The organism is Sphingomonas sp. GCM10030256 (assembly GCF_042666415.1).
In the GTDB taxonomy this organism is placed as follows: domain Bacteria; phylum Pseudomonadota; class Alphaproteobacteria; order Sphingomonadales; family Sphingomonadaceae; genus Sphingomicrobium.
This window is the reverse complement of the sequence record NZ_JBHTDI010000001.1, coordinates 1,325,918-1,346,294: the sequence shown is the minus strand read 5'-3', so window position 1 is coordinate 1,346,294 and position 20,377 is coordinate 1,325,918. Positions and strand designations below refer to the sequence as shown.

The window sequence follows — 20,377 nt, the reverse complement described above, 5'->3', positions numbered from 1 at the left end:
CATCACCTATCCCCCCTGATCCAGCCGCAGCTTCGGCACCGCCTTGCCGGCAAGCGCCTGGCCACGACCGGACAGCGACGGGTTGGTCATGAAATAATGGTGCAGGTTGAAGCTCTTCCTGCCCGCCTTCAGACGGGTGTACCGCCCTTCGCTGTCCAGTACCCAGCTCTGCTGATTGTCGATCAGATTGGCGACCATCACCTGATCGAGCACCTGGGTGTGGACCGTCGGGTTCTCGATCGGCAGCATGAACTCCACCCGCCGATCGAGATTGCGCGGCATCCAGTCGGCGGATGAGATGAACACCTTCGCCTTGCGGTGCGGCAGGCGAGCGCCGTTGGCGAAGGCCCAGATCCGGCTGTGCTCCAGGAAGCGGCCGATGATTGATTTCACCCGAATGTTAGTGGACATGCCAGGGACGCCGGGCCGGAGGCAGCAAACTCCGCGGATCACCAGTTCGATCTTCACCCCCGCTTCGCTCGCTTCGTACAGCTTCTCAATGATTGCCGGATCGACCAGGCTGTTCATCTTGGCCCAGATCGCCGCAGGCTTGCCGGCGCCGGCGTTGGCGATCTCCGCGTCGATCAGGCTGGAAAGCTTCTCGCGAAGCCCGCGCGGCGACATGGAGATGAGCTCCAGCCCCTTGGGCGGGACGTAGCCCGAAATGAAGTTGAACAGCTTGCCGGCATCGCGCGCGGCGCGCTTCGAGGCGGTGAAGAAGCTGAGGTCGGTATAGATGCGCGCCGTCGTCGGGTGATAATTGCCGGTGCCGAAGTGGCAGTAGGTGCGGAACATGCCGCCTTCCCGCCGCACCACCATCGACACCTTGGCGTGGGTCTTCCACTCGATGAAGCCGTAGACGACCTGCACCCCCGCGCGCTCGAGACGGGACGCCCACAACAGGTTCTGCTCCTCGTCGAAGCGGGCCTTCAGTTCGACCACCGCAGTGACGGACTTGCCCACTTCCGCCGCTGCGACCAGGGCATCGATGATCGCCGACTGCTTGCCCGCCCGGTACAGCGTCTGCTTGATCGCGATCACATCCGGATCGTTCGCAGCCTGCCTGAGGAAGGCCACCACGACCTCGAAGCTCTCGTACGGATGGTGGACCAGGATGTCCTTGGCGCGGATCGCCGCGAAACAATCGCCGCCATGTTCGGCGATGCGTTCGGGAAAGCGCGGGCTGTAGGGCGGGAACTTGAGGTCGGGCCGGTCCTCGTCGACCAGCTGGCCGAGATCCGCGATGCCGATGAAGCCGGCGCTTTCGGCGATGATCGCATGTTCCGCGTCGAGCCCGGCGCGCACCAGCGACTCCAGCGCCTGCGGAGTGCGGGCGCTGAACTCAAGCCGGATGACCCGCCCGCGCCGCCGCTGCTTCAGCGCCGAACGGAAGTGACGGACCAGGTCCTCGGCATCCTCTTCAATCTCGATGTCGCTGTCGCGCAGAACCCGGCAAGCGCCGGCGCCGCGCAGCTCGAAGCCGGGGAACAGCAGGTCGAGATGCGCTTCGATCACTGAATCGTTGGTGACGAACCGTCCCCTCTCGCCCGGCACACGGATGAACCGCGGCATGGAGGCGGGGATCATCAGCACTTCGTTGACCGGCTCCCCGTCCGCCGTGTCGACCATGGAGAAGATCAGGCTGAACCCGCCGTTGGGGATGAACGGGAACGGATGGGACGGATCGATCGCCTGCGGGGTGAGGACCGGCAGAATCTGCTCGCGGAACCAGTCGCGCAGCCATTCGCGCTCCTCGTCCTGCAATTCCTCCGGGGCGACGACCTCGATCCCGGCTGCGGCGAGTTCCTGGCCCAGCTGGAGCCAGATCGCCTGCTGCTCAGCCACCAGCGCGTCGGCGGCGCGGCTGATGTCGGCCAGTTGCCTGGTCGGCGTCAGCCCATCGTTGCTGCGCTCTTCCACCCCTTCCAATTGCTGGCCCTTCAGCCCGGCGACGCGAACGATGAAGAATTCGTCGAGGTTGGTGCCGGAGATGGAGAGGAACCGAAGCCGTTCCAGCAGCGGATGGGCCGGGTTGGCGGCTTCCTCCAGCACCCTTCGGTTGAAGGCGAGCCAGGACAGCTCGCGGTTGAACATGCGGGACCGGGCCTTGTCCGGAACGGACTTGATCTCGGCAGGCGCGTTCAACCCTCGTCTCCTCCACCTTCGATCAGCCCGGCGGCAAGCAAGGCTCGCTTCACCGTCGGAAGGGTCAGGCGCGCATTGCTGGCGATGGCGTGGCGGTCGATCGCATCGACCAGCCGCTCCGCCGTCCAGTAATCCCGGGTTACCCTTTGTACGGCATAACGCAGCGCCTCGTCAGGAAGATGCAGGCCGCGGTCGGCGAACAGCCGCTGGATGATCAAGCCGAACAGGGCATCATCCGGCTGCTCGATCCGCGTCACCGGAGTCACCGCCAGCCGGGTGCGCAGGTCGGGCAGCGCCGGGGTCCATGCCGGCGGAACGTCGTCGACCACCAGCACCAACGGCCGCCCGCTGTCCTGCGCCTGGTTCCACGCATGGAACAACGCTTCCTCGTCATGCCGCTGGGCATCGTCGAACAGCCTGCCGCCGACCCGCTGGACGAAGCTGCGGGCGAGCAGCGAGCGGCCGGATCGCCGCGGCCCGGTCAGCAGGGTCGCCTTCACCGGCCAGGTGTGCCAGCGCCGCAGGTGCTCGAAGGCGTCCCGGTTGGCGTCGCCGAGGATGAAGCGGCTGTCGTCGCTACCTTGGGGCCAGTCGAGCGGGAGCGCGATCTGGTCCGCCCGGGACTGCATCATTCACCCTCGCCGGGGGGCTGCGCAGGGGCTGGTGCCGGCTGAGGTGCCGGGGTCGGGGGCGCCACGGGTTGCGGCGGCGGCCGGGGCGCGGCCGGCGGTGAGTAGCCGGTGATCCGGAAGACTCCGCCCGCGCTGTCCGACTGCCAACCGCGCGCGGAAAGGGCCGCCCGCAGCTGATCCGGGCTGCCGCGATAATTGACGACCAGCACCGCCGATCCGATTTCCTGGACCGACGACACGCCGGGAATGGAGCGCAACCAGCCGACCGGCGAGTAGGGACTGGTGACCACGATCTGGATCACTCGCGAGGTCGGCTGGGTGGCCGTGGGGCGTTCATCCTCTTCCTCTTCCTCGGGTGGAAGCGGCGCCTCGGGAACGATCAGGCTTGGATCGGGCTGCAGCATGCCGGCGGCGAGCGCGCGAGCGTAGAGTGCATCCATCCGCTGCACGCCCGCGGCCATCATCTCGTCCAGCTGCCCGCTATTCTCCGCCCGGATGGTGAAGGTGCCGACCGGGCGGCGGTCCGGCCCGTGATAACCGACAAAGGTGCCGACGGTCGGCCCGCCCGGATAGAGCCGGCGCAGCTGCACTTCGGCAACCAATACGTCGGCGGCGCCATACAGGTCGATGATATTGCGCCACCAGCCGCGACCGGGCCGCGCGGTCTGCGCCGCGTTGATCAGCAGCGGGTCGATGCCCATGCCGGACACCCGGACATAATCGATCGGGCTGTTGGAGGTGCGAAACTCGGCCCACGCCTTTTGCCAGGCGTTGCGCAATTCGACGCTGGTCATCGCTCCGCCGCTGACCGTCACTGGGATGAGCAGCAGCGGCGCAGACCGCCGGGCCTGTCCCGCGACGCCGAGCAGCTCGCCGGAGCGCGCCCGATCGAACAGCACGCCAAGTGTCGCAATGTAGCGGTTGGGCCCTATCTTCTCGTTCTGGACGATGATCGAGCTGACCAGGCTGTCGAGCGTCGAATCGGGCAGGGTCGGCGCCTCACTGGCCGGACGCTTGTGCATCCGCGCCCATAATTGCCTGAACCCTTCCCGCTGGGCGATGCGCCAGCCGGCGAAGCGCGCGCTGTTGGCGTCCTTGCCCGCGACATCCACCTTGATGCCGGTGATCTCCAGCGTGGTCGAGCTGTCGAGCGGCGGAATCCCGCGGTCACCCGCTTCGAGCTGCGCAAGCAGGCCACCGCCGAGCACGGCGGTGAACAGCAGGGCAGCAGCGGAAAGACGGACCGTCCGGGAGGGCAGCATGGCCGCCTTCTGGCGACACTTCGGTGGATTTCCAAGCGGCTTGTGGTCTAGGGCCCTCATTCATGGGGCTGACGTACGAACAGGCCGGTGTGAACATCGCCGCCGGCAACGCACTGGTGAAGGCGATCGGACCGCTGGCGAAATCCACCCGCCGTCCGGGCGCGGATGCGGAGCTTGGCGGGTTCGGCGGCTTCTTCGATCTGAAAGCCGCCGGTTACACCGACCCGATGCTGGTCGCCGCCAACGATGGGGTAGGCACCAAGCTCAAGCTGGCGATCGACACCGGCAAGCATGGCGGCGTCGGCGTCGACCTGGTCGCCATGTGCGCCAACGACCTGATCGTGCAGGGCGCCGAGCCTCTGTTCTTCCTCGATTATTTCGCCACCGGGAAGCTCGACAATGTTGTCGCGGAACAGGTGGTGGCCTCGATCGCCGACGGCTGCCGCCAGGCCGGTTGCGCGCTGATCGGCGGCGAGACGGCGGAGATGCCGGGCATGTATGCCGAGGGCGACTACGATCTCGCGGGCTTCTGCGTCGGAGCGGTCGAGCGTGGTGCGGCGCTGACCGGCGCTTCGATCGAGCCCGGCGACGTGATCCTTGGGCTGGCGAGTTCGGGGGTGCATTCCAACGGCTTCAGCCTGGTCCGCCGGATCGTCGCCGACAATGGCTGGAAGCTCGACCGTCCCGCCCGCTACGACCCGGACGTTTTGCTCGGCGATGCCTTGCTCGAGCCGACCCGGATCTACGTTGGCTCACTGCTTCCCGAAGTGCGGGCCGGCCGAATCATGGGCCTGGCGCACATTACCGGCGGCGGGTTGCTGGAGAACATCCCACGGGTGTTGCCGGAGGGCTGCCACGCGGCCGTGGACGCCGACTCGTGGGAACTGCCGCGTCTGTTCGCCTTCCTCCAGGCCGGCGGCGGCATCGAGCCGGAGGAGCTCGCCCGCACGTTCAACTGCGGGGTCGGCATGGTCGCCGTCGTCTGTGAGAAGGAAGTGGACGAGGTCACCGCCAACCTCCAGGGCGCCGGCGAGCGTGTGATGCGCATCGGCCGAATCGAGCAAGGCCCCCGCGGCTGCACCGTCCGCGGTTCTGCAGAGACCTGGAGCGCTCGCGAGGAGTGGAGCGCCACGCATCATCATGGGTGATCTTACGTCCCCATTCGGTTCGAGCGAAGTCGAGAACCGCTTTTGAGCGTAGGCGAGAACAAACCTCGGCTTCGCTCGGCATGGCTTCTCGACTGCGCTGGGAGCAAACGGAAAATGGCGGCATGACTGAACGGGCTAAAGTCGCCGTCCTGATCTCCGGCACCGGCAGCAACATGGCCGCCCTGCTCTACGCCTCGCGTCTGCCCGACGCGCCGTTCGAGATCGTGCTGGTCGCCTCCAACAATCCCGAGGCACCCGGCCTCAAGCTCGCCGAAGCGGAGGGCATCCGCACCTTTGCCCATCCGCACAAGGGGCTGAAGCGCGCCGAGTTCGATGCGCTGATCGACGAGCAGATTCGCTCCGCCGCAGCCGATTACGTTGCGCTAGCGGGCTACATGCGGCTTCTCTCAGCCGAATTCGTCGGGCGCTGGACCGAACGGATGCTCAACATCCATCCCTCCCTCCTCCCCAAGTACAAGGGCCTCGAACCGCACCGCCGCGCGTTGGAAGCCGGTGATGCCCATGCCGGTTGCTCGGTCCACCTCGTGACCCCGGAAGTGGACGACGGACCGGTGCTCGGACAGGTCGAGGTCGCAGTCCTGCCGGGCGACACGGCCGAAACCCTCGCCGCCCGGGTGCTCATCGCCGAACACCAGCTCTACCCGCGCGTGCTCGCCCAATTCGTCTCGCGTCACCAGGATGCCGGCTGGATCGAGCAGCACGTCGACCGGCTCGCCAGCGGCCTGCCCGAAGTCCGCCGCAAGACGTCGCACGGCTCCCCGGGCTGGTCGGTTGGAAGCGAGAAAGGCGCCAAGCTCTTCGCAATCCTCGCCGACCGCCACCATGGCGAGGAAGCGGTGGGCCTGCTGGTCAAGGCCAGCGGCGCCGACGAGATGACCGGCCTCATTGAGGCCCAGCCGGACATCTACTACTGGCCCGAATATTATGGCGCCAGCGGCTGGCTCGGCCTCAAGCTCAACCGCCCCGACGTGGATTGGGACCAGGTGAACGAGTGGCTGGAGCGAAGCTGGCGCGCCTGTGCGCCCGCTCGGCTCACCCGGCTGATACGCGCTTCCGACGAGTTCTAGACGCGCATGTGAAACCGTCCGGTCGCCGCTCCGTTGTCCTTGGGAACGCACCAACGGCAAGGAGATGAGGCATGTCCAAGAGCAGCCACCAAGGTACCGGCGATACGCCGCAGAACCAGAACAATGCAATGAGCGACGATCCGGGTGACGGCCAGCGCAAGTCGTTCACGGCGGAGGGCGAGAAATCGGTCGTCGACCAAAGCCCGGAAGAACAAGGCTCCGAGCAGCTGGAGGAGTTCGGCAAGAAAGGCAGCAAGCAGGACTAAGCGCGGCTGCAAAGCGGATGCATCAGGGCGGTGAGGCTCCACCCGGGAAGGTCGGCTGATCCTCGCGGGTGCTGCCCTTGATGCCCTGCAGCTCGCCCCACTCGTTCTGGTTGCGCTCGGCAGAGCGAGACCATTCGCGGCGGGTCATGCAGCGGCGGGAGCTCTTGACCAGGGAGCCGGTCTCCAGCTGCTTCCGGCAGACGACCTCGTCCATGTTCCGGCCGCCTGAGGCCGCCATCTTCGCGCTGGTCGGGGCCGCACCGGGAATGCGCCAGTTGACCGTGCCCTCGTGCGACGCGCCCCGCGCCTTGCCGCTGCCGTCGACGACCCGCGCGAACGTCGCATGGTCGGCGATCAGCTGGCAGGTCTCGCGGTCGAGGCGCCGGAAGCCGCTGCTTGCCGTCACCTTGCAGCCGATGACCTTTCCTTTCTCATCAACTTCCGCGCGAAACTGCACCTGCCCCTGCTCGCCGGCTGCCAGCGCCTGTGCCGGATAGTTGCGGAAGATGAACTCGCCGTTGGCCGATCGAACGGACTGGCCTGGCTCCGGATCGGAGGAGATGGCGGAGGCGAGCAAAAGCAAGGTCGTGATCATGGGACCTACTCCAGCGGAATGGAGGCAGGAGTGTGCCACTGCCCCTCCTGCTCGCCAACTGCCATTGGTCGAAAAGCAGGGCTCGGCCGCCATCATGCCGAGCTCGTTTCATCATCCATTCCATTCCGCCGGGCAGCAGTTCCATCGCACCGCGGACCTAAGTAACGCTCCGATAGGGCGGCGAGCTGAGGAAAATGCTATGGCGGGACCGCGAATGAAGGGGACCAACGATGCTGCTGCCAGCCCTCCTCCTGCTCGCGGAAGCGCCGGCCGCGGCCGGCCTGCCCTCCTTCATGGCCGGATGCTGGGACCGCATCTCCACTGAAAGTTGGGGCCAGGAATGCTGGATGGAACCCCGCGCGGGGCTGATGCTCGGCGCCGCGCGGGAGGGCAAAGGCGCGAAGCTCGAGAGTTGGGAACAGGCGCGCATCGCACAGGATGCCAGCGGCCGGATCGCCTTCTTCGCCTCGCCCCGCGGCGCAGCGGCCACCAAGTTCGAGGCACGCGAGGTCACGGCGAACTCGATCGAGTTCGTGAACCCCGCCCACGACTATCCCCAGCGCATCCGCTACTCGCGCACCAAGGACGGATTGGAGGCGGAAATCTCGCTGGCCGATGGCAGCAAGCCGGTGCGGTGGAGTTACCGTCGCGAGGGCAGCTCCACCGCCAAATAGCTCAGCCGACGATCTCTTCCGGCTTGAAGAAGAAATCGATCTCGATCTGCGCATTCTCGTCGCTGTCGGAGCCATGCACCGAATTGGCTTCGATCGACTCCGCCAATTCCTTGCGGATCGTGCCGGGCTCGGCATTTTCCGGATTGGTCGCGCCCATCACGTCGCGGTTGCGCTGGACTGCATTTTCGCCTTCCAGCACCTGGACCACGACGGGACCGGAGATCATGAAGCTGACGAGGTCGTTGAAGAACGGCCGCTCGCGGTGGACTCCGTAGAAACCTTCGGCCTGCTCGCGGGTCATCTGGATACGCTTGGACGCTACGACGCGCAGGCCGGCCTCCTCCAGCATCTTGGTGACGGCGCCGGTCAGGTTGCGGCGGGTGGCATCGGGCTTGATGATCGAAAAGGTGCGCGTCGCGGCCATGACCGGGCGATCTCCTGCTTGGGTGGTAGTGGGATTGGCGCGGGCCCTAGCGGGGGCACCCGCAAAGGGCAAGATGACTGCTTAGCCGGACGCCTTCTCCGTCCAGCGGCCATCCTCCTGAGCCCAATAGTGCCGCTCCACACCCTCGCGCCCGGCGAGCAGCTTCCACGCCAGCCGGGCGCCCTGCAGCGTCTCCGCATCGAACAGGTAGAACGCCCGGTCGAACGCCAGCGCCGCTTCGCGCCACTCACCATCCGCGATCAGGATATTTCGTGCCAGGTTCGGCGCGTCCGGCGTGGTCGACAGCAGGATGGGCTGGCGTGCATCGTCCGGACCGCCCGCAATCCCGTGAGGCAGGAAGCTGGTCGGCCCCTGATCCCACAACAGGCGGTCCAGCCGGGCGAGTTGCGCTTCGTCCGCAGCGACGATCAGCAGCCGCCCGCCGTCGCCGAGCAGCTTGCCGGCAAGGCTCGCAGCGATGCTTTCGACAGGGGAGCCGGCGAGCTGGTAGAAGTCGACGCGCATGGTGCTTCGAGACGCCTCTTCGACGGGCTCAGAGGCTCCTCAGCATGAGCGACTTCCCTTGTCGCTCATCCTGAGGAGGGACTGAGTAGCTCCGAAGGAGCGGATCAAAGGCCCGTCTCGAAGGATCACTTCTCGACGGCATCCTCGACGAACTGATCCAGCACCCGCACCCCGAACCCGGTCGCGCCCTTGTCGAACGTGGTACCGGCCCGCTCGCTCCACACCATGCCGGCGATGTCGAGATGGGCCCAGCGGACGCCTTCGTCGACGAAGCGGCCGAGGAATTGGGCCGCGGTGATCGAGCCCGCTTCGCGCGGCCCGACATTCTTGATGTCAGCGATCGGCGAGTCGATCAGCCGGTCGTAGGCCTCGCCCATCGGCTGCCGCCACAATTTGTCACCCGACGCACTGCCGGCAGCCTGAAGCTCGGCGGCGAGCCCGTCGTCGTTGGAGAACAGCCCGCCATACTCATGACCGAGCGCGATCAGCATCGCCCCGGTCAGGGTCGCAAGGTCGATCATCGTCTTGGGCCGGAAGGTGCGCTGCGCGTAGGTCATCGCGTCGCACAGCACGAGCCGCCCCTCGGCATCCGTGTTGATCACCTCGATCGTCTGGCCCGACATGCTGGTGACCACGTCTCCGGGACGTTGGGCATTGCCGGACGGCATGTTCTCGACCAGTCCGCAGATGCCGACGACGTTCGCCTTGGCCTTGCGCCTTGCCAGCGTCAGCATCGCCCCGGCGACGGCGCCTGCGCCGCCCATGTCCCACTTCATCGACTCCATGCCGGCTGCCGGCTTGATCGAGATGCCGCCAGTGTCGAAGGTCACGCCCTTGCCGATCAGCGCCAGTGGCGAGCTTCCCGCCTCCCCGCCGTTCCACTTCATCACCAGCAGCCGCGGCTCGCGGACCGAGCCCTGGTTCACTCCAAGCAGCGCACCCATGCCAAGGTCGCGCATCGCGGGTTCGTCCAGCACTTCGATCTCGAGCCCGCTGCCGGCCATCGCCTTCTGGCAGCGCTCGACGAAGCTCACGGGATAGATAATGTTGGCCGGCTCGGTCACCAGTTCGCGGGTCAGGTCGTTGCCAGCCAGCACCGGTTCCCAGCGCGAGGTCCACCGCTCGTCGGCGCCTTCCGGAGCGCCGACGATGGTGATCTCCGCCAGCGTCGGGCGCTGCTTGTCCTTGAGCTTCGTGCGGTAGCGGTCGTAGCGCCACGCCCGCAGGCCCGCGGCAAGCGCGACCCGCGCCGCCGCGTCGGCATCGAACGGCTGGCCGGACAGGTCGATCACTGCATGGCGCTCGCCCGACAGCAGCAGCCGGGCGACCGCGGTTCCCCCCAGCTTCTCGGCCGCCTGCGCCGTTGCGCTGCCGGTGCCAAGGCCCACCAGAAGCACTCGCCGGCTGCCCTCGTCAGCTGTCGCCCAGCCCTCCGCGGACGTGCCTGCCTCGCCGTCGAACCGCTGCGCCTTTGCGGCCGCCTCGATCCCGGACCGGTCGGGCCCCAGCGTGTCGAGCGCGCTACGGTCCGTCCCGGCGACGGCAAGCACGAGGGCGTAGCTGCCCGAGGGGCGGTTGCTGGCGAAGCGGATCTGCATGCGGCGAATTCCTGGCTGATGAAGCGATGATTGCACAGGTCTTTAGGCGGTCCGCTTGGCCGATGCCAAGCGCGCGGCGGCGCGAAGCGGTTGCCGCTCCTGCGGCGAGGTGCGATAGGCTGGCGCTTCTGAGTTCCTTTTTCGAGCGTGGCGGGCGGGCGAAGCTTTTGCGTGGGCACCTGATTTGCTGGACGGCGCTGCCGCTGACCCTTGCGTTCGCTTGCCCGGCCGTCGCGCAGACGGGCGAAGCGCCGGTCGCGGTCCCAGTCACCGCGATCACACCGGAAACCTCGCTCCAGGAAGGAGAGAGCGTCTCCTTCAGCGCGGACAGCGTCGCCTACGACAGCGAGGCGGAGCTGGTCACCGCATCCGGGCAGGTCCGCCTGTCCCGCGACGGCAACTACGTCGCCGCCGACCAGGTGACCTGGAACCGGGACACCGGCCAAGTGGTCGCCACCGGCAACGTGGTCGTGGTGAATCCCGAAGGCGACAAGCTTGTCGGCGACCGGGTCGTGCTGACCGACAGCCTGCGCGACGGGACCATCGACAATCTCCTGGTGGTCATGGAGAGCGGCGGACGGCTGGCTGCCCAGCGCGGCACCCGGCGTGAAAACGGCGTCACGACGCTGGAGAATGCGGTCTATTCGCCCTGCCCGGTGACCGGCGAAGACGGCTGCGCCCGGCCCAGTCCGAAGTGGAAGATCACCGCGGCGCGGGTGATTTACAATCCGGCGCGCGACCGGGTCCGTTTCGTCCGCGGCCGGCTCGACATCCTCGGCATCTCCCTCCCGCTGCTGCCGATCTTCAGCGTCGGTACCGGTGGCGGGGACGAAGGCGTGAGCGGCCTCCTCCTGCCCGAGATCAAGGTCAGCCGGCGCAACGGCTTCGAACTCGCGGTCCCCTATCATCTCAGCATGGCGCCCAACCGTGACCTGACCCTGACCCCGCACGTCTACACTGGTGCGCTTCCTTCGCTCGAGGCGCGCTACCGTCACCTCGACAAGCTCGGCGCGTTCCAGCTCGGCGGGTTCGTGACTTATGGCGACACGGACGGCTTCACCGACGACGTAGACAACGGCATCCGCGCCTTCGTCGAAGGTTACGGCAAGGCGCAGTTCAACCCGCTGTGGAGCCTCAGCACCCAGGTCCGCGCCGCCACCGATAAAACGGTGGCGCGCCGTTACGACATCACGCGCGACGACAAGTTGCGCAGCTTCGTCGACCTGGAGCGGATCGACCTCGATTCGTACATCGGCATCTCCGGCTGGGCATTCCAGGGGCTTCGCGAGAGCGACCGGCAAGCCGCCATTCCCATCGCCCTGCCCGCGGTCGACGCGCGCTGGCGAGTGGTTCCGCCGGCGCTCGGGGGCCAGCTCGAGTTACAGGCGAACAGCCTCGCCATTCTTCGCCGCGACGGGCAGGACACGCAGCGTGCCTTCGGCAGCGCGCGTTGGGACTCGCGCCGGCTGACCCCCTGGGGTCAGGAGCTTCTGCTGACCGCTTACGGCCGCGGCGACGTCTACCACACGGACGAAGTGGAGGAGACCAGCCAGCTGATCTACCGCGGTGAAGAAGGCTGGCACTTCCGCGGCATAACCGCCGCCGCGGGCGAAGCGCGCTGGCCCCTCATCGGGCCGCTGTTCGGCGGAGTTCAACGTCTTACCCCCCGGGCTCAGGTCGTCCTCACCCCACCTGTCGCCAACCTGCGCATCCCCAACGAGGACGCGCGCGCCGTCGACCTGGAGGACAGCAATCTGTTCGCTCTCAACCGCTTCCCGGGGTACGACCGCTGGGAGGACGGCTCGCGGATTACCTATGGCGCGGACTGGTCCTACGACCGGCCGAACCTCGCCATCACCAGCACGGTCGGCCAAAGCTTCCGCCTGACCAAGAATGCTGCGATCTTTCCCGACGGCACCGGGCTCACCGGCCGCTGGTCGGACATCGTCGGCCGAACGCGGGTGCAATTCGGCCGCTTCCTTGATCTCACCCACCGCTTCCGGCTGGACAAGGACGATTTCGGAGTCCGCCGCAACGAGGTCGACCTGACCGTCGGCACGGACGAGACCTACGCCCGGATCGGCTACCTGCGGCTGAACCGGAACATCGACCAGGCGGTCGAAGACCTTCGCGACAACGAGGAGTTGCGGGTCGCCGCCCGATGGAAGTTCCTGCGCCACTGGTCGGTGTTCGGAGCAACCGTGCTGGATCTCACCGACCGCGAGGAAGACCCGCTGTCGATCGCCGATGGGTTCGAGCCCGTGCGGCATCGCGCCAGCATCGACTATGAGGACGAATGCCTGGAGATTGGCTTATCGTGGCGACGCGACTATGAGCGGCTCGGCGAGGGCCGCGAAGGGGACACGTTCCAGTTCCGGATCGCGCTGAAGGGCCTCGGCCGCTAGGGACGGGCGCAAGCCGCTCATCCCGCGTTCAGCGGCCGTGAGGTTAATGCGCCCTCCTATTCGCTGGAATAACAAGGGATTGAGAAGAGTGGCAGCAGGCTTCACCAACGTCTCGGGCCGAATTCGCGTCGTCGCGGCCGCCGCATCGGCAATCGCAGTCGCCACTGTCGCTACCGCGCAGACCGCGGCGGCCGGCAGGACCGCCGCGCCCAGCAGCGTCAGCGCACTCAACCTGCCCCAGAACCCGACCCTGTTTGGCGGCAACATCCCCTCGGTCATCAAGGCCAGCGCGATCGTCAACGGCGAGGTCATCACCCAGACCGATATCGACCAGCGGATCGCGCTCCTCGCGATCGCCAACGGCGGCACCATCCAGCCGGATGAGCTGGAGCGGGTGCGAGTCCAGGTCCTTCGCAACCTGATCGACGAAGCGTTGCAGATCCAGGCCGCCAAGGCCGCCGAGATCAAGGTCACCGACGCCGATATCGACCGCACGGTCGCGCGAGTCGCGGAAGGCGTGAAGCAGACCCCGGAACAGATGGCGTCCTACCTCAAGGCGCGCGGCTCCTCGATCCGCTCGATCCGCCGCCAGATTCATGGCGAGATCGCTTGGTCGCGCCTCCAGCGCGCCAAGATCGAGAGCCAGATCAGCGTTGGGGACGAGGAAGTGAAGGCGGTCATCGATCGCCTGACGTCGTCCAAGGGCACGCAGGAATATCGCGTCGGTGAGATCTTCATCGCCTCGACCCCGGCCACCCAGGCCCAGTCGCTCGCCAACGCCCAGAAGGTCGTGGCCGCCCTGAAGCAGGGCTCTTCCTTCGCCGGCTATGCGCGCCAGTTCTCCGAAGCCTCGACTGCCGCGGTCGGCGGCGATCTTGGCTGGGTCCGGCCCGAGCAGCTTCCTGACCAGCTGGCCAATGTCGTGCGGGCGATGCAGCCGGGGCAGCTCAGCGAGCCGATCCAGGTGCCGGGCGGCTTTTCGATCCTCGCCGTCCAGGACACCCGCAAGATCCTGACTGCCGATCCGCGCAATGCCGTGCTCAGCCTCAAGCAGGTCTCCATCGGCCTGGCCAAGGGCGTCACCAGCGCCCAGGCCGAACCGATCCTGCAGCGCTTCGCTGCTGCCGCGCAGAGCGTCGGCGGCTGCGGCGGCGCCGACAAGCTTGCCGCCGACTTCAAGGGTGACGTCGTGCAGTCCGACCAGGTCCGCCTCCGCGACCTGCCGCCGGCTCTGCAGCAGATGATGCTCCCAATGCAGGTCGGCCAGGCCACCCGGCCGTTCGGCAGCCTCGAGGACGGCGTCCGCGTGCTGGTGATCTGCGGCCGCGACGAGGCCAGCGACGCCCAGCCGCCGAGCACCGACCAGGTGATCGCCCAGCTGACGGAGGAGCGCGTGAGCTTGCGCGCCCGCCGCTACCTGCGCGACCTGCGGCGTGACGCGGTCATCGACTTCCGCTAGGAGCGCGGGCTAAGGAACGGCGGATGGTGCCGTCCCTTCTTCCCATTGCAATCTCCCTTGGTGACCCCGCCGGCATCGGCCCGGAAGTGGTCGCCAAATGCTGGGACCGGCGATCCGAGTTCAACCTTCCGCCGTTCGTCGCGGTCGGCGACCCACGCTCGGTCGCGAGCGTGTGGGACGGAGAGCTCGCAGTTCTCGACGATCCCCGCGACGCGGACTCGGCGTTCGACCATGGCCTCCCGCTGATCCCCGTGCCCGCCGCCGAAGCCGGGGTGCCGGGTTGCCCAACCGTTGCCGGCTCGCATTGTTCGCTCGATTCGCTGGAGATCGCCGTCGGCCTGACGCGCTCGACCTCCACCTCGGCAGTGGTCACCGGCCCGGTCAGCAAGCAGCAGCTCTACGCGATCGGCTTCTCCCATCCCGGCCAGACCGAGTTCGTGGCGGAGCGCTGCGGCGTGTCCCAGTCCAACGTCGCCATGATGCTGGCCGGTCCAACCCTCCGCACCGTGCCCGTCACCACTCACCTGCCGCTGGCCGAAGTCGCGGGCCGGCTGACCAGCGCGCTTGTCGAAGCGCGCGGTTGCGCGACCCTGCGGGGCCTCCAGCGAAATTTCGGCATCGCCGAGCCGCGGCTGGCGATCGCCGGCCTCAACCCGCATGCGGGCGAAGGCGGGGCCCTTGGGCGCGAGGAAATCGAGATCATCATGCCGGCGATCGAGGCGCTGCGAGCCGAGGGCTGGCAAGTGACGGGGCCGCATCCCGCCGACAGCATGTTCCACACGGCCGCCCGCGCTCGGTACGACGCAGCCCTTTGCATGTACCACGACCAGGCGCTCATTCCCCTCAAGGCGCTGCACTTCGAAGAAGGGGTGAACATCACCCTTGGGCTGCCGGTTGTCCGCACCTCACCCGATCATGGCACTGCGTTCGACATCGCCGGCGAAGACATCGCCGATCCCCGGGCGATGGCCGCTGCAATCCGGGTCGCGGCCAGCTGCGCCGCGCACCGCGCGCAGGCGTGAGCGCTTCCCTTCCGCCACTCCGGGAAGTCATCGCGCGCCACGGCCTGAGCGCCAGCAAGGCGCTTGGCCAGAACTTCATCCTCGACCGCCAGCTTCTCTCCCGCATTGCCGCGTTGCCGGGCGATCTCCACGGCCAGACCGTCTATGAAGTCGGTCCCGGCCCCGGTGGCCTGACTGCCGCGCTGCTGAGCGCCGGCGCCCAAGTCGTGGCGGTGGAGCGCGACCGCCGCTGCCTGCCGGCGCTGGCTGAACTGCAGGAGGCTTTCCCCGGAAAGCTCCATTTGCTGGAGGACGATGCGCTCGCCATCGACGAACCGGGGGTGGTCGGCCAAGGCGCGCACGTCGTCTCCAACCTGCCTTACAATGTCGGCACCGCGCTGCTGCTCCGCTGGCTCGAAGGACCATGGCCGCCGTGGTGGAGCAGCCTGACGCTGATGTTCCAGCGCGAGGTTGCCGAGCGGATTGTCGCCGCCGCCGGAAGCGAGCATTACGGCCGATTGTCGGTTGCCGCCCAGTGGCGCGCCACGCCCCGGATCGCGCTGCACGTGCACCGCTCCGCCTTCACTCCGCCGCCCAAGGTCGCGTCGGCCGTGGTGCACATCGTCCCCGCCACCATGCCGGACGGAGTCGATCCCGCCGTGCTGGAATGCCTGACCGCCGCTGCGTTCGGCCAGCGGCGCAAAATGCTGCGGCAGAGCCTCAAGACGGTGCCAGGTGCGCTCAACGCGCTGGAAGAACTCGGAATTGCGAGCGACCGGCGAGCCGAGACGGTCAGCGTCAACGAGTTCGTGGCACTGGCACGCAAATTGCGGCCCGAGGTCCCGCTGCCCTGAGCTTGTAGAAGGGCTGCACTTCTTCTGAGGCGCCAGAAGGAACGACAGTCCTTCGACAAGTTCAGGACAGCGCTTGAATACTCAGTTCTGCTTCGGCGCCGGGGTCGTCACCTTCTGCGCTACGGCCGGGCCACGCGCGATCGCTGCGGCCAGGCTTGTGCCCTGCGGACAAGCCCCCGAACCGCAGAGCTGACGGACCTTGGCCAGGTTCCGCTGCGCGCGGGCGACAGCGCCCATCTCGACCATCGCCTCGCCCTGGATGGACAGGGCATTCACGTCGTTCGGCTCCAGCGCCAGCGCCTTGTTGGTGTAGCGGATCGCCTGTCCATACAGCTTCTGCCGTTGGGCCACCTTGGCCAGTGCATTGAACGCGGCGCGATTGCGCGGATCGACCACCAAGGCCGTCTCCAGCGCGTCGTCGGCCGCCTGGAACTGACCGGCCGCGAGCGCCGCCTCCCCCTTGCGGAGCAAGGTCACCGACTGCGGGTTCAACTGGTTGTCCGGCGCCTGGCTGGCGCCCGAACTGGCGATCAGGGCCGCCCCAACACCCGCAACAAGACCAATCGGCAAAAGGCGCATCCCAATCTCCAGCCACTTGGTCCGATCTGCTATCACGATGCATCGAACCGCGCGATGAAAAAGCCGTCGGTGCCCTCGTGGCCCGGAGTCAGCAAACGCCCGACTCCATCCAAACGCCCGGCAGCGAGGCCTGTATCCGTAGCGATGAACGATGAATGGCGGCTGAGGAAGGCGCTGGCTTGGCCTACTCCTTCCCGGGCGAGGAGCGAGCACACGGCGTAGACCAGCCGCCCGCCGGGCCGGACCAGCGGCGCGGCAAGGTCGAGCACGCGTCGTTGTGTGGCAATGAGCCGTTCCAGCCGCTCGGGCGCCAGCCGCCAGCGACCCTCGGGGTTGCGCCGCCAGGTGCCGCTTCCGGAACAGGGCGCATCGACCAGCACCAGGTCGCAGGTGCCAGCGAGGTCGCGCAGCCCCTCCGCTTCGCGCGGTGCATCCAGCAGCAGGGTCGCGATCCGCGCCCCGGCCCGATCAGCCCTCGGCGGCAGATTGCCGAGGCGGCGCAGATTAGTGTCGGAGGCGATGACCTCCGCGCCCGGCGCCGCGGCGGCGAGCGCCAGCGCCTTGCCGCCCGCCCCGGCGCACAGGTCGAGAATCCGCTCCCCGTCGGCAGGCCAGCAGGCGAGCGCGATCAGCTGGCTGCCTTCGTCCTGCACCTCGACCAGTCCGGCCGCGAACGCCGCATGATCGCTCACGCGGCTGTCCGCCGGCATTCGGATGCCCCAAGGACTGAGCGGGGTCGCTTGCGACCCTTCAAACTGAGCAAGCATCGCCTCGCGACTGGCTCGCGCCACGTTAACGCGCAGGTCCAGCGGCGCCCGGTCGAGCAGCGCACGCTGCTCGGAGGCCTGCACCAGCGGGGACAATTCCGCCGCCAGCCAATGCGGCACGATCCCGGACTTCGCTCCGGTCTCGCCCTCGCGCACCGCTGCCGGTCCGTGCGGTGAGCCGTCGAACAGCTCCGGCGCGATCGCCAGCATTGCCGCTCGCCCACTGTCCGGCCGCTCCGCCGAATGCCGGATCGCCGAGAAAACGAGCTCGCGGACTGCGCGGCGGTCCTTGGAGCCGGCATAGCGCCTCGTCTTGAAGTAACCGGCGACGATGGCGTCAGCCGGGGGGCCGTCATCGCGGGCGGATGCGATCACCTGGTCGAGGATCTCGATCGCCGCCTGAACGCGCGCGGAAGGTGTCACAGACCTCCCCTCGAACCTGCAGAAGGGGATTGAGGGGCGGGCCTCTGTGTCATTGCTGCGGCCATGCCCACCCCCGGCCCCTCCCGCAAGCGGGAGGGGTGATCACCGCGTTGGATAATTCGGCGCTTCCCGAGTGATCGCGACGTCATGGACATGGCTCTCGCTCAGGCCCGCATTCGTGATCCGTACGAACCGCGCCCGCTTCTGCAGCTCACCGATGGTGGTGGAGCCGGTATAGCCCATCGCCGCCTTCACGCCGCCGACCAGCTGGTGCACGATATCGCGCGCCGGGCCCTTGTACGGCACCTGCCCCTCGATCCCTTCGGGAACCAGCTTCATCTGGTCCTTGATGTCCTGCTGGAAGTAGCGGTCGGCCGATCCGCGCGACATGGCCCCGACGCTGCCCATGCCGCGATACGCCTTGTAAGCTCGCCCGTGGTACAGGAAGGTCTCGCCCGGCGCTTCGTCTGTCCCCGCCAGCAGCGACCCGACCATCACCGTCGAGGCACCGGCGGCCAGCGCCTTTGCGACATCGCCGGAGGTGCGGATGCCGCCATCGGCGATCACCGGCACGTCCTTGGCCTGGCTCGCCGCCGCAGCGGACATGATCGCCGACAGCTGCGGCACGCCGACACCAGCGACGATCCGCGTGGTGCAGATCGATCCCGGCCCAATCCCGACCTTGATCGCATCCGCGCCCGCATCCGCCAGCGCCCTCGCTGCATCGGCGGTCGCGACGTTTCCGGCGATCACCTGCACGCGGTTGGACACGCTCTTCACCCGCTCGACCGCCCGGGCGACCTCGATATTGTGGCCATGCGCGGTGTCGATGACGATGCAGTCGCACCCGGCATCCATCAGCGCCTGGGACCTCTCGAACCCGGAATCCCCGACCGTGGTCGCAGCAGCGACGCGCAGCCGCCCCTCGCCGTCCTTGGTCGCGTTGGGCGTCGCCACCGCCTTCTCGATATCCTTGACGGTGATGAGGCCGACGCAATGATCGCCCTCGTCCACCACCAGGAGCTTTTCGATCCGCCGCTGGTGCAGCAGCCGCCGCGCCTCGTCCTGGCTTGTACCCACCGCCACCTTGGCGAGGTTGTCGCGCGTCATGAGTTCGCTCACCGGCTGGCGCATGTTCTCGGCAAAACGCACGTCGCGGTTGGTGAGGATGCCGGCCAGCTTGCCCGAGGCCTCCACCACCGGAATGCCGCTGATCTTGTGGACCCGCATCAGGTCCAGCGCTTCGGCCAGCGTTTGGTCAGGCGTCATGGTGATCGGGTTCACCACCATCCCGCTCTCGAAGCGCTTGACCGCCCGCACCGCCGCCGCCTGCTCTTCGACCGTGAGATTGCGGTGGAGCACGCCAATCCCGCCCAGCTGGGCCATGGCGATCGCCATATCCGCTTCCGTGACCGTATCCATCGCGGACGACAGCAGCGGAATGCACAGCGGAATGTCGCGCGTGAGGAAGGTGCGCGTCTCCGCCTGGCTCGGCAGCACGCTGGATTCCAGCGGCTGCAGCAGCACGTCGTCAAAAGTCAGACCCAAGGGAATGTCGGGAGCGTCGAGGATATCGGCCATGCGGGCGTTTGGCCGGAGAGGAGCGATTCGGCAAGGGTTGGTAGGAAACTCGTCATCCCCTCGACGGCGGGGATCCAGCTCCGGAACCGATCACTCGCGAGATGCTGTCGGAGATGGATCCCCGCCTTCGCGGGAATGACGAGACGAAAGAAGACGCTCCGCCGCCTCGACATGCATCCGTTCGATCATCTCGCCCTCGAACCGCTCCGCCCCCCCCTGCGCCGCCGCCACCAGCCGCTCGGCCCGTGCAATTTCCGTCCCCGTCGGCGCCCAGGCCTCATGGCAAAGGGCGATCTGGTTCGGGTGGATCAAGCTCTTCCCATCAAACCCCAGCATCCGCCCGTCCTGAGCTTCCGCGCGAAAGCCCTCCGCATCGTCCAGCCCGTTGAACACGCCGTCGAACGCCGGGATGCCCCCGACCCGCGCCGCGAGCACGATCAGCTGCAGCGATGCCGAAATCCTGTCCCGCCCCGCGCCCGGCGGCAACCGAAGCGCGGACCGCAGGTCGTTTGTCCCCGCGATCAGCGCCGCCGCCGACCGCGCGATCCTTGGGCTGGCGAGCACCCCGGCCGGGGTCTCGATCATCGCTGCAACCCGTTTGCGCGTCCGTTCCTGCACCAGCCGCAACTGGGCCTCGTCCTCGCAGCGGGGCAGCACGACCAGGTCCGCCGCTGAGCCCGCCACCGCATCCTCGTCCGCACGGTGCCACTCGCTGGTCAGTCCATTGATCCGGATCGCCACCGGACACGGCCAGGCGAAAGCAACCGCCTCCACCGCCGCCGCCCGCGCGGCGTCCTTGTCCTCGGGCCGTACCGCATCTTCCAGGTCGAGGATCACCAGGTCCGCGCCGGCCGTCCGCGCCTTGGCAATCGCCCGTGGATTGCTGGCCGGCAGAAATAGCGCCGACCGTCTGCCGAACAGGTCGAGACTCATGCCGATTTCGCTTCGCTT

Annotated in this window: 19 protein-coding genes; 8 read left to right on the top strand and 11 right to left on the bottom strand. The window is 67.6% G+C overall.

The annotated features are described in order from the left end of the window. Positions 1-6: 6 nt before the first annotated feature. The 3 genes from ACFQPG_RS06755 to ACFQPG_RS06745 are packed head-to-tail and all read right to left on the bottom strand — an operon-like array spanning position 7 to position 4,039. Entirely contained in the window at positions 7-2,145 is a 2,139-nt protein-coding gene (locus ACFQPG_RS06755) for an RNA degradosome polyphosphate kinase (protein WP_380811262.1), read from the bottom strand. Further along, on the bottom strand, positions 2,142-2,777 hold the full coding sequence (locus ACFQPG_RS06750) for a chromosomal replication initiator DnaA (protein WP_380811261.1): 636 nt from the start codon (positions 2,775-2,777) through the stop codon (positions 2,142-2,144). The genes ACFQPG_RS06755 and ACFQPG_RS06750 overlap by 4 nt, the downstream gene beginning before the upstream one ends. Next, positions 2,774-4,039 carry a heavy-metal-associated domain-containing protein gene (locus ACFQPG_RS06745; protein WP_380811259.1) on the bottom strand — a complete coding sequence of 422 codons (1,266 nt, stop codon included), beginning with the start codon at positions 4,037-4,039 and terminating at the stop codon, positions 2,774-2,776. The genes ACFQPG_RS06750 and ACFQPG_RS06745 overlap by 4 nt, the downstream gene beginning before the upstream one ends. A gap of 62 nt (positions 4,040-4,101) precedes the next feature. Here ACFQPG_RS06745 and purM point away from each other — a divergent pair, with 62 nt between their 5' ends. The 3 genes from purM (at position 4,102) to ACFQPG_RS06730 (ending at position 6,541) form a co-directional block, all read left to right on the top strand. After that, the gene (gene purM, locus ACFQPG_RS06740; RefSeq protein ID WP_380811257.1) at positions 4,102-5,187 is read left to right on the top strand and encodes a phosphoribosylformylglycinamidine cyclo-ligase; all 1,086 of its coding nucleotides are present in this window, start codon (positions 4,102-4,104) and stop codon (positions 5,185-5,187) included. A gap of 80 nt (positions 5,188-5,267) precedes the next feature. Beyond that, on the top strand, positions 5,268-6,275 hold the full coding sequence (gene purN, locus ACFQPG_RS06735; RefSeq protein WP_380811256.1) for a phosphoribosylglycinamide formyltransferase: 1,008 nt from the start codon (positions 5,268-5,270) through the stop codon (positions 6,273-6,275). Positions 6,276-6,346: 71 nt separating this feature from the next. Next, complete coding sequence (locus tag ACFQPG_RS06730; RefSeq protein ID WP_380811255.1) at positions 6,347-6,541, top strand: hypothetical protein; 195 nt, start codon at positions 6,347-6,349, stop codon at positions 6,539-6,541. 22 nt (positions 6,542-6,563) lie between these two features. Here ACFQPG_RS06730 and ACFQPG_RS06725 read toward each other — a convergent pair whose 3' ends face one another. Beyond that, positions 6,564-7,136 carry an energy transducer TonB gene (locus ACFQPG_RS06725; protein WP_380811253.1) on the bottom strand — a complete coding sequence of 191 codons (573 nt, stop codon included), beginning with the start codon at positions 7,134-7,136 and terminating at the stop codon, positions 6,564-6,566. 230 nt (positions 7,137-7,366) lie between these two features. Between ACFQPG_RS06725 and ACFQPG_RS06720 the strand changes: the two genes are divergently transcribed. Then, a complete protein-coding gene (locus ACFQPG_RS06720; RefSeq protein ID WP_380811252.1) occupies positions 7,367-7,810 on the top strand; it encodes a DUF6265 family protein in 444 nt (147 codons plus the stop codon). A 1-nt stretch (position 7,811) separates the two neighbouring features. On the opposite strand, the gene ndk is transcribed toward ACFQPG_RS06720, so the two are convergent. The 3 genes from ndk to ACFQPG_RS06705 form a co-directional block, all read right to left on the bottom strand. Continuing rightward, positions 7,812-8,234, bottom strand: a complete 423-nt coding sequence (gene ndk / locus ACFQPG_RS06715; protein ID WP_380811250.1) for a nucleoside-diphosphate kinase — start codon at positions 8,232-8,234, stop codon at positions 7,812-7,814. Positions 8,235-8,315: 81 nt separating this feature from the next. Further along, positions 8,316-8,759, bottom strand: coding sequence for a DNA polymerase III subunit chi (locus tag ACFQPG_RS06710; protein ID WP_380811248.1), 444 nt, complete (start codon positions 8,757-8,759; stop codon positions 8,316-8,318). Positions 8,760-8,884: 125 nt separating this feature from the next. Then, positions 8,885-10,357 (bottom strand): leucyl aminopeptidase, encoded by a 1,473-nt coding sequence (locus ACFQPG_RS06705; protein WP_380811246.1) that lies wholly within the window; start codon positions 10,355-10,357, stop codon positions 8,885-8,887. 167 nt (positions 10,358-10,524) lie between these two features. On the opposite strand from ACFQPG_RS06705, the gene ACFQPG_RS06700 reads away from it, so the two are divergent. The 4 genes from ACFQPG_RS06700 to rsmA all read left to right on the top strand — a co-directional run bounded on the left by ACFQPG_RS06700 (position 10,525) and on the right by rsmA (position 16,076). Next, positions 10,525-12,762: an LPS-assembly protein LptD gene (locus ACFQPG_RS06700; protein WP_380811244.1), complete on the top strand. Its 2,238-nt coding sequence runs from the start codon at positions 10,525-10,527 to the stop codon at positions 12,760-12,762. A gap of 79 nt (positions 12,763-12,841) precedes the next feature. Beyond that, a complete protein-coding gene (locus ACFQPG_RS06695; RefSeq protein WP_380811243.1) occupies positions 12,842-14,221 on the top strand; it encodes a peptidylprolyl isomerase in 1,380 nt (459 codons plus the stop codon). Between the two features lie 23 nt (positions 14,222-14,244). Beyond that, positions 14,245-15,243, top strand: coding sequence for a 4-hydroxythreonine-4-phosphate dehydrogenase PdxA (gene pdxA / locus ACFQPG_RS06690; RefSeq protein ID WP_380811241.1), 999 nt, complete (start codon positions 14,245-14,247; stop codon positions 15,241-15,243). Beyond that, positions 15,240-16,076, top strand: a complete 837-nt coding sequence (gene rsmA, locus ACFQPG_RS06685) for a 16S rRNA (adenine(1518)-N(6)/adenine(1519)-N(6))-dimethyltransferase RsmA (protein ID WP_380811240.1) — start codon at positions 15,240-15,242, stop codon at positions 16,074-16,076. The genes pdxA and rsmA overlap by 4 nt, the downstream gene beginning before the upstream one ends. An 81-nt stretch (positions 16,077-16,157) precedes the next feature. On the opposite strand, the gene ACFQPG_RS06680 is transcribed toward rsmA, so the two are convergent. From ACFQPG_RS06680 to ACFQPG_RS06665, 4 genes are all read right to left on the bottom strand, one after another. After that, complete coding sequence (locus ACFQPG_RS06680; RefSeq protein ID WP_380811238.1) at positions 16,158-16,655, bottom strand: hypothetical protein; 498 nt, start codon at positions 16,653-16,655, stop codon at positions 16,158-16,160. 32 nt (positions 16,656-16,687) lie between these two features. Next, a complete protein-coding gene (locus tag ACFQPG_RS06675; protein ID WP_380811237.1) occupies positions 16,688-17,845 on the bottom strand; it encodes an RsmB/NOP family class I SAM-dependent RNA methyltransferase in 1,158 nt (385 codons plus the stop codon). 102 nt (positions 17,846-17,947) lie between these two features. Then, positions 17,948-19,426 (bottom strand): IMP dehydrogenase, encoded by a 1,479-nt coding sequence (guaB, locus tag ACFQPG_RS06670; protein WP_380811235.1) that lies wholly within the window; start codon positions 19,424-19,426, stop codon positions 17,948-17,950. 90 nt (positions 19,427-19,516) lie between these two features. After that, positions 19,517-20,359 (bottom strand): HpcH/HpaI aldolase/citrate lyase family protein, encoded by an 843-nt coding sequence (locus tag ACFQPG_RS06665; RefSeq protein WP_380811234.1) that lies wholly within the window; start codon positions 20,357-20,359, stop codon positions 19,517-19,519. Between the last annotated feature and the right edge of the window lie 18 nt (positions 20,360-20,377).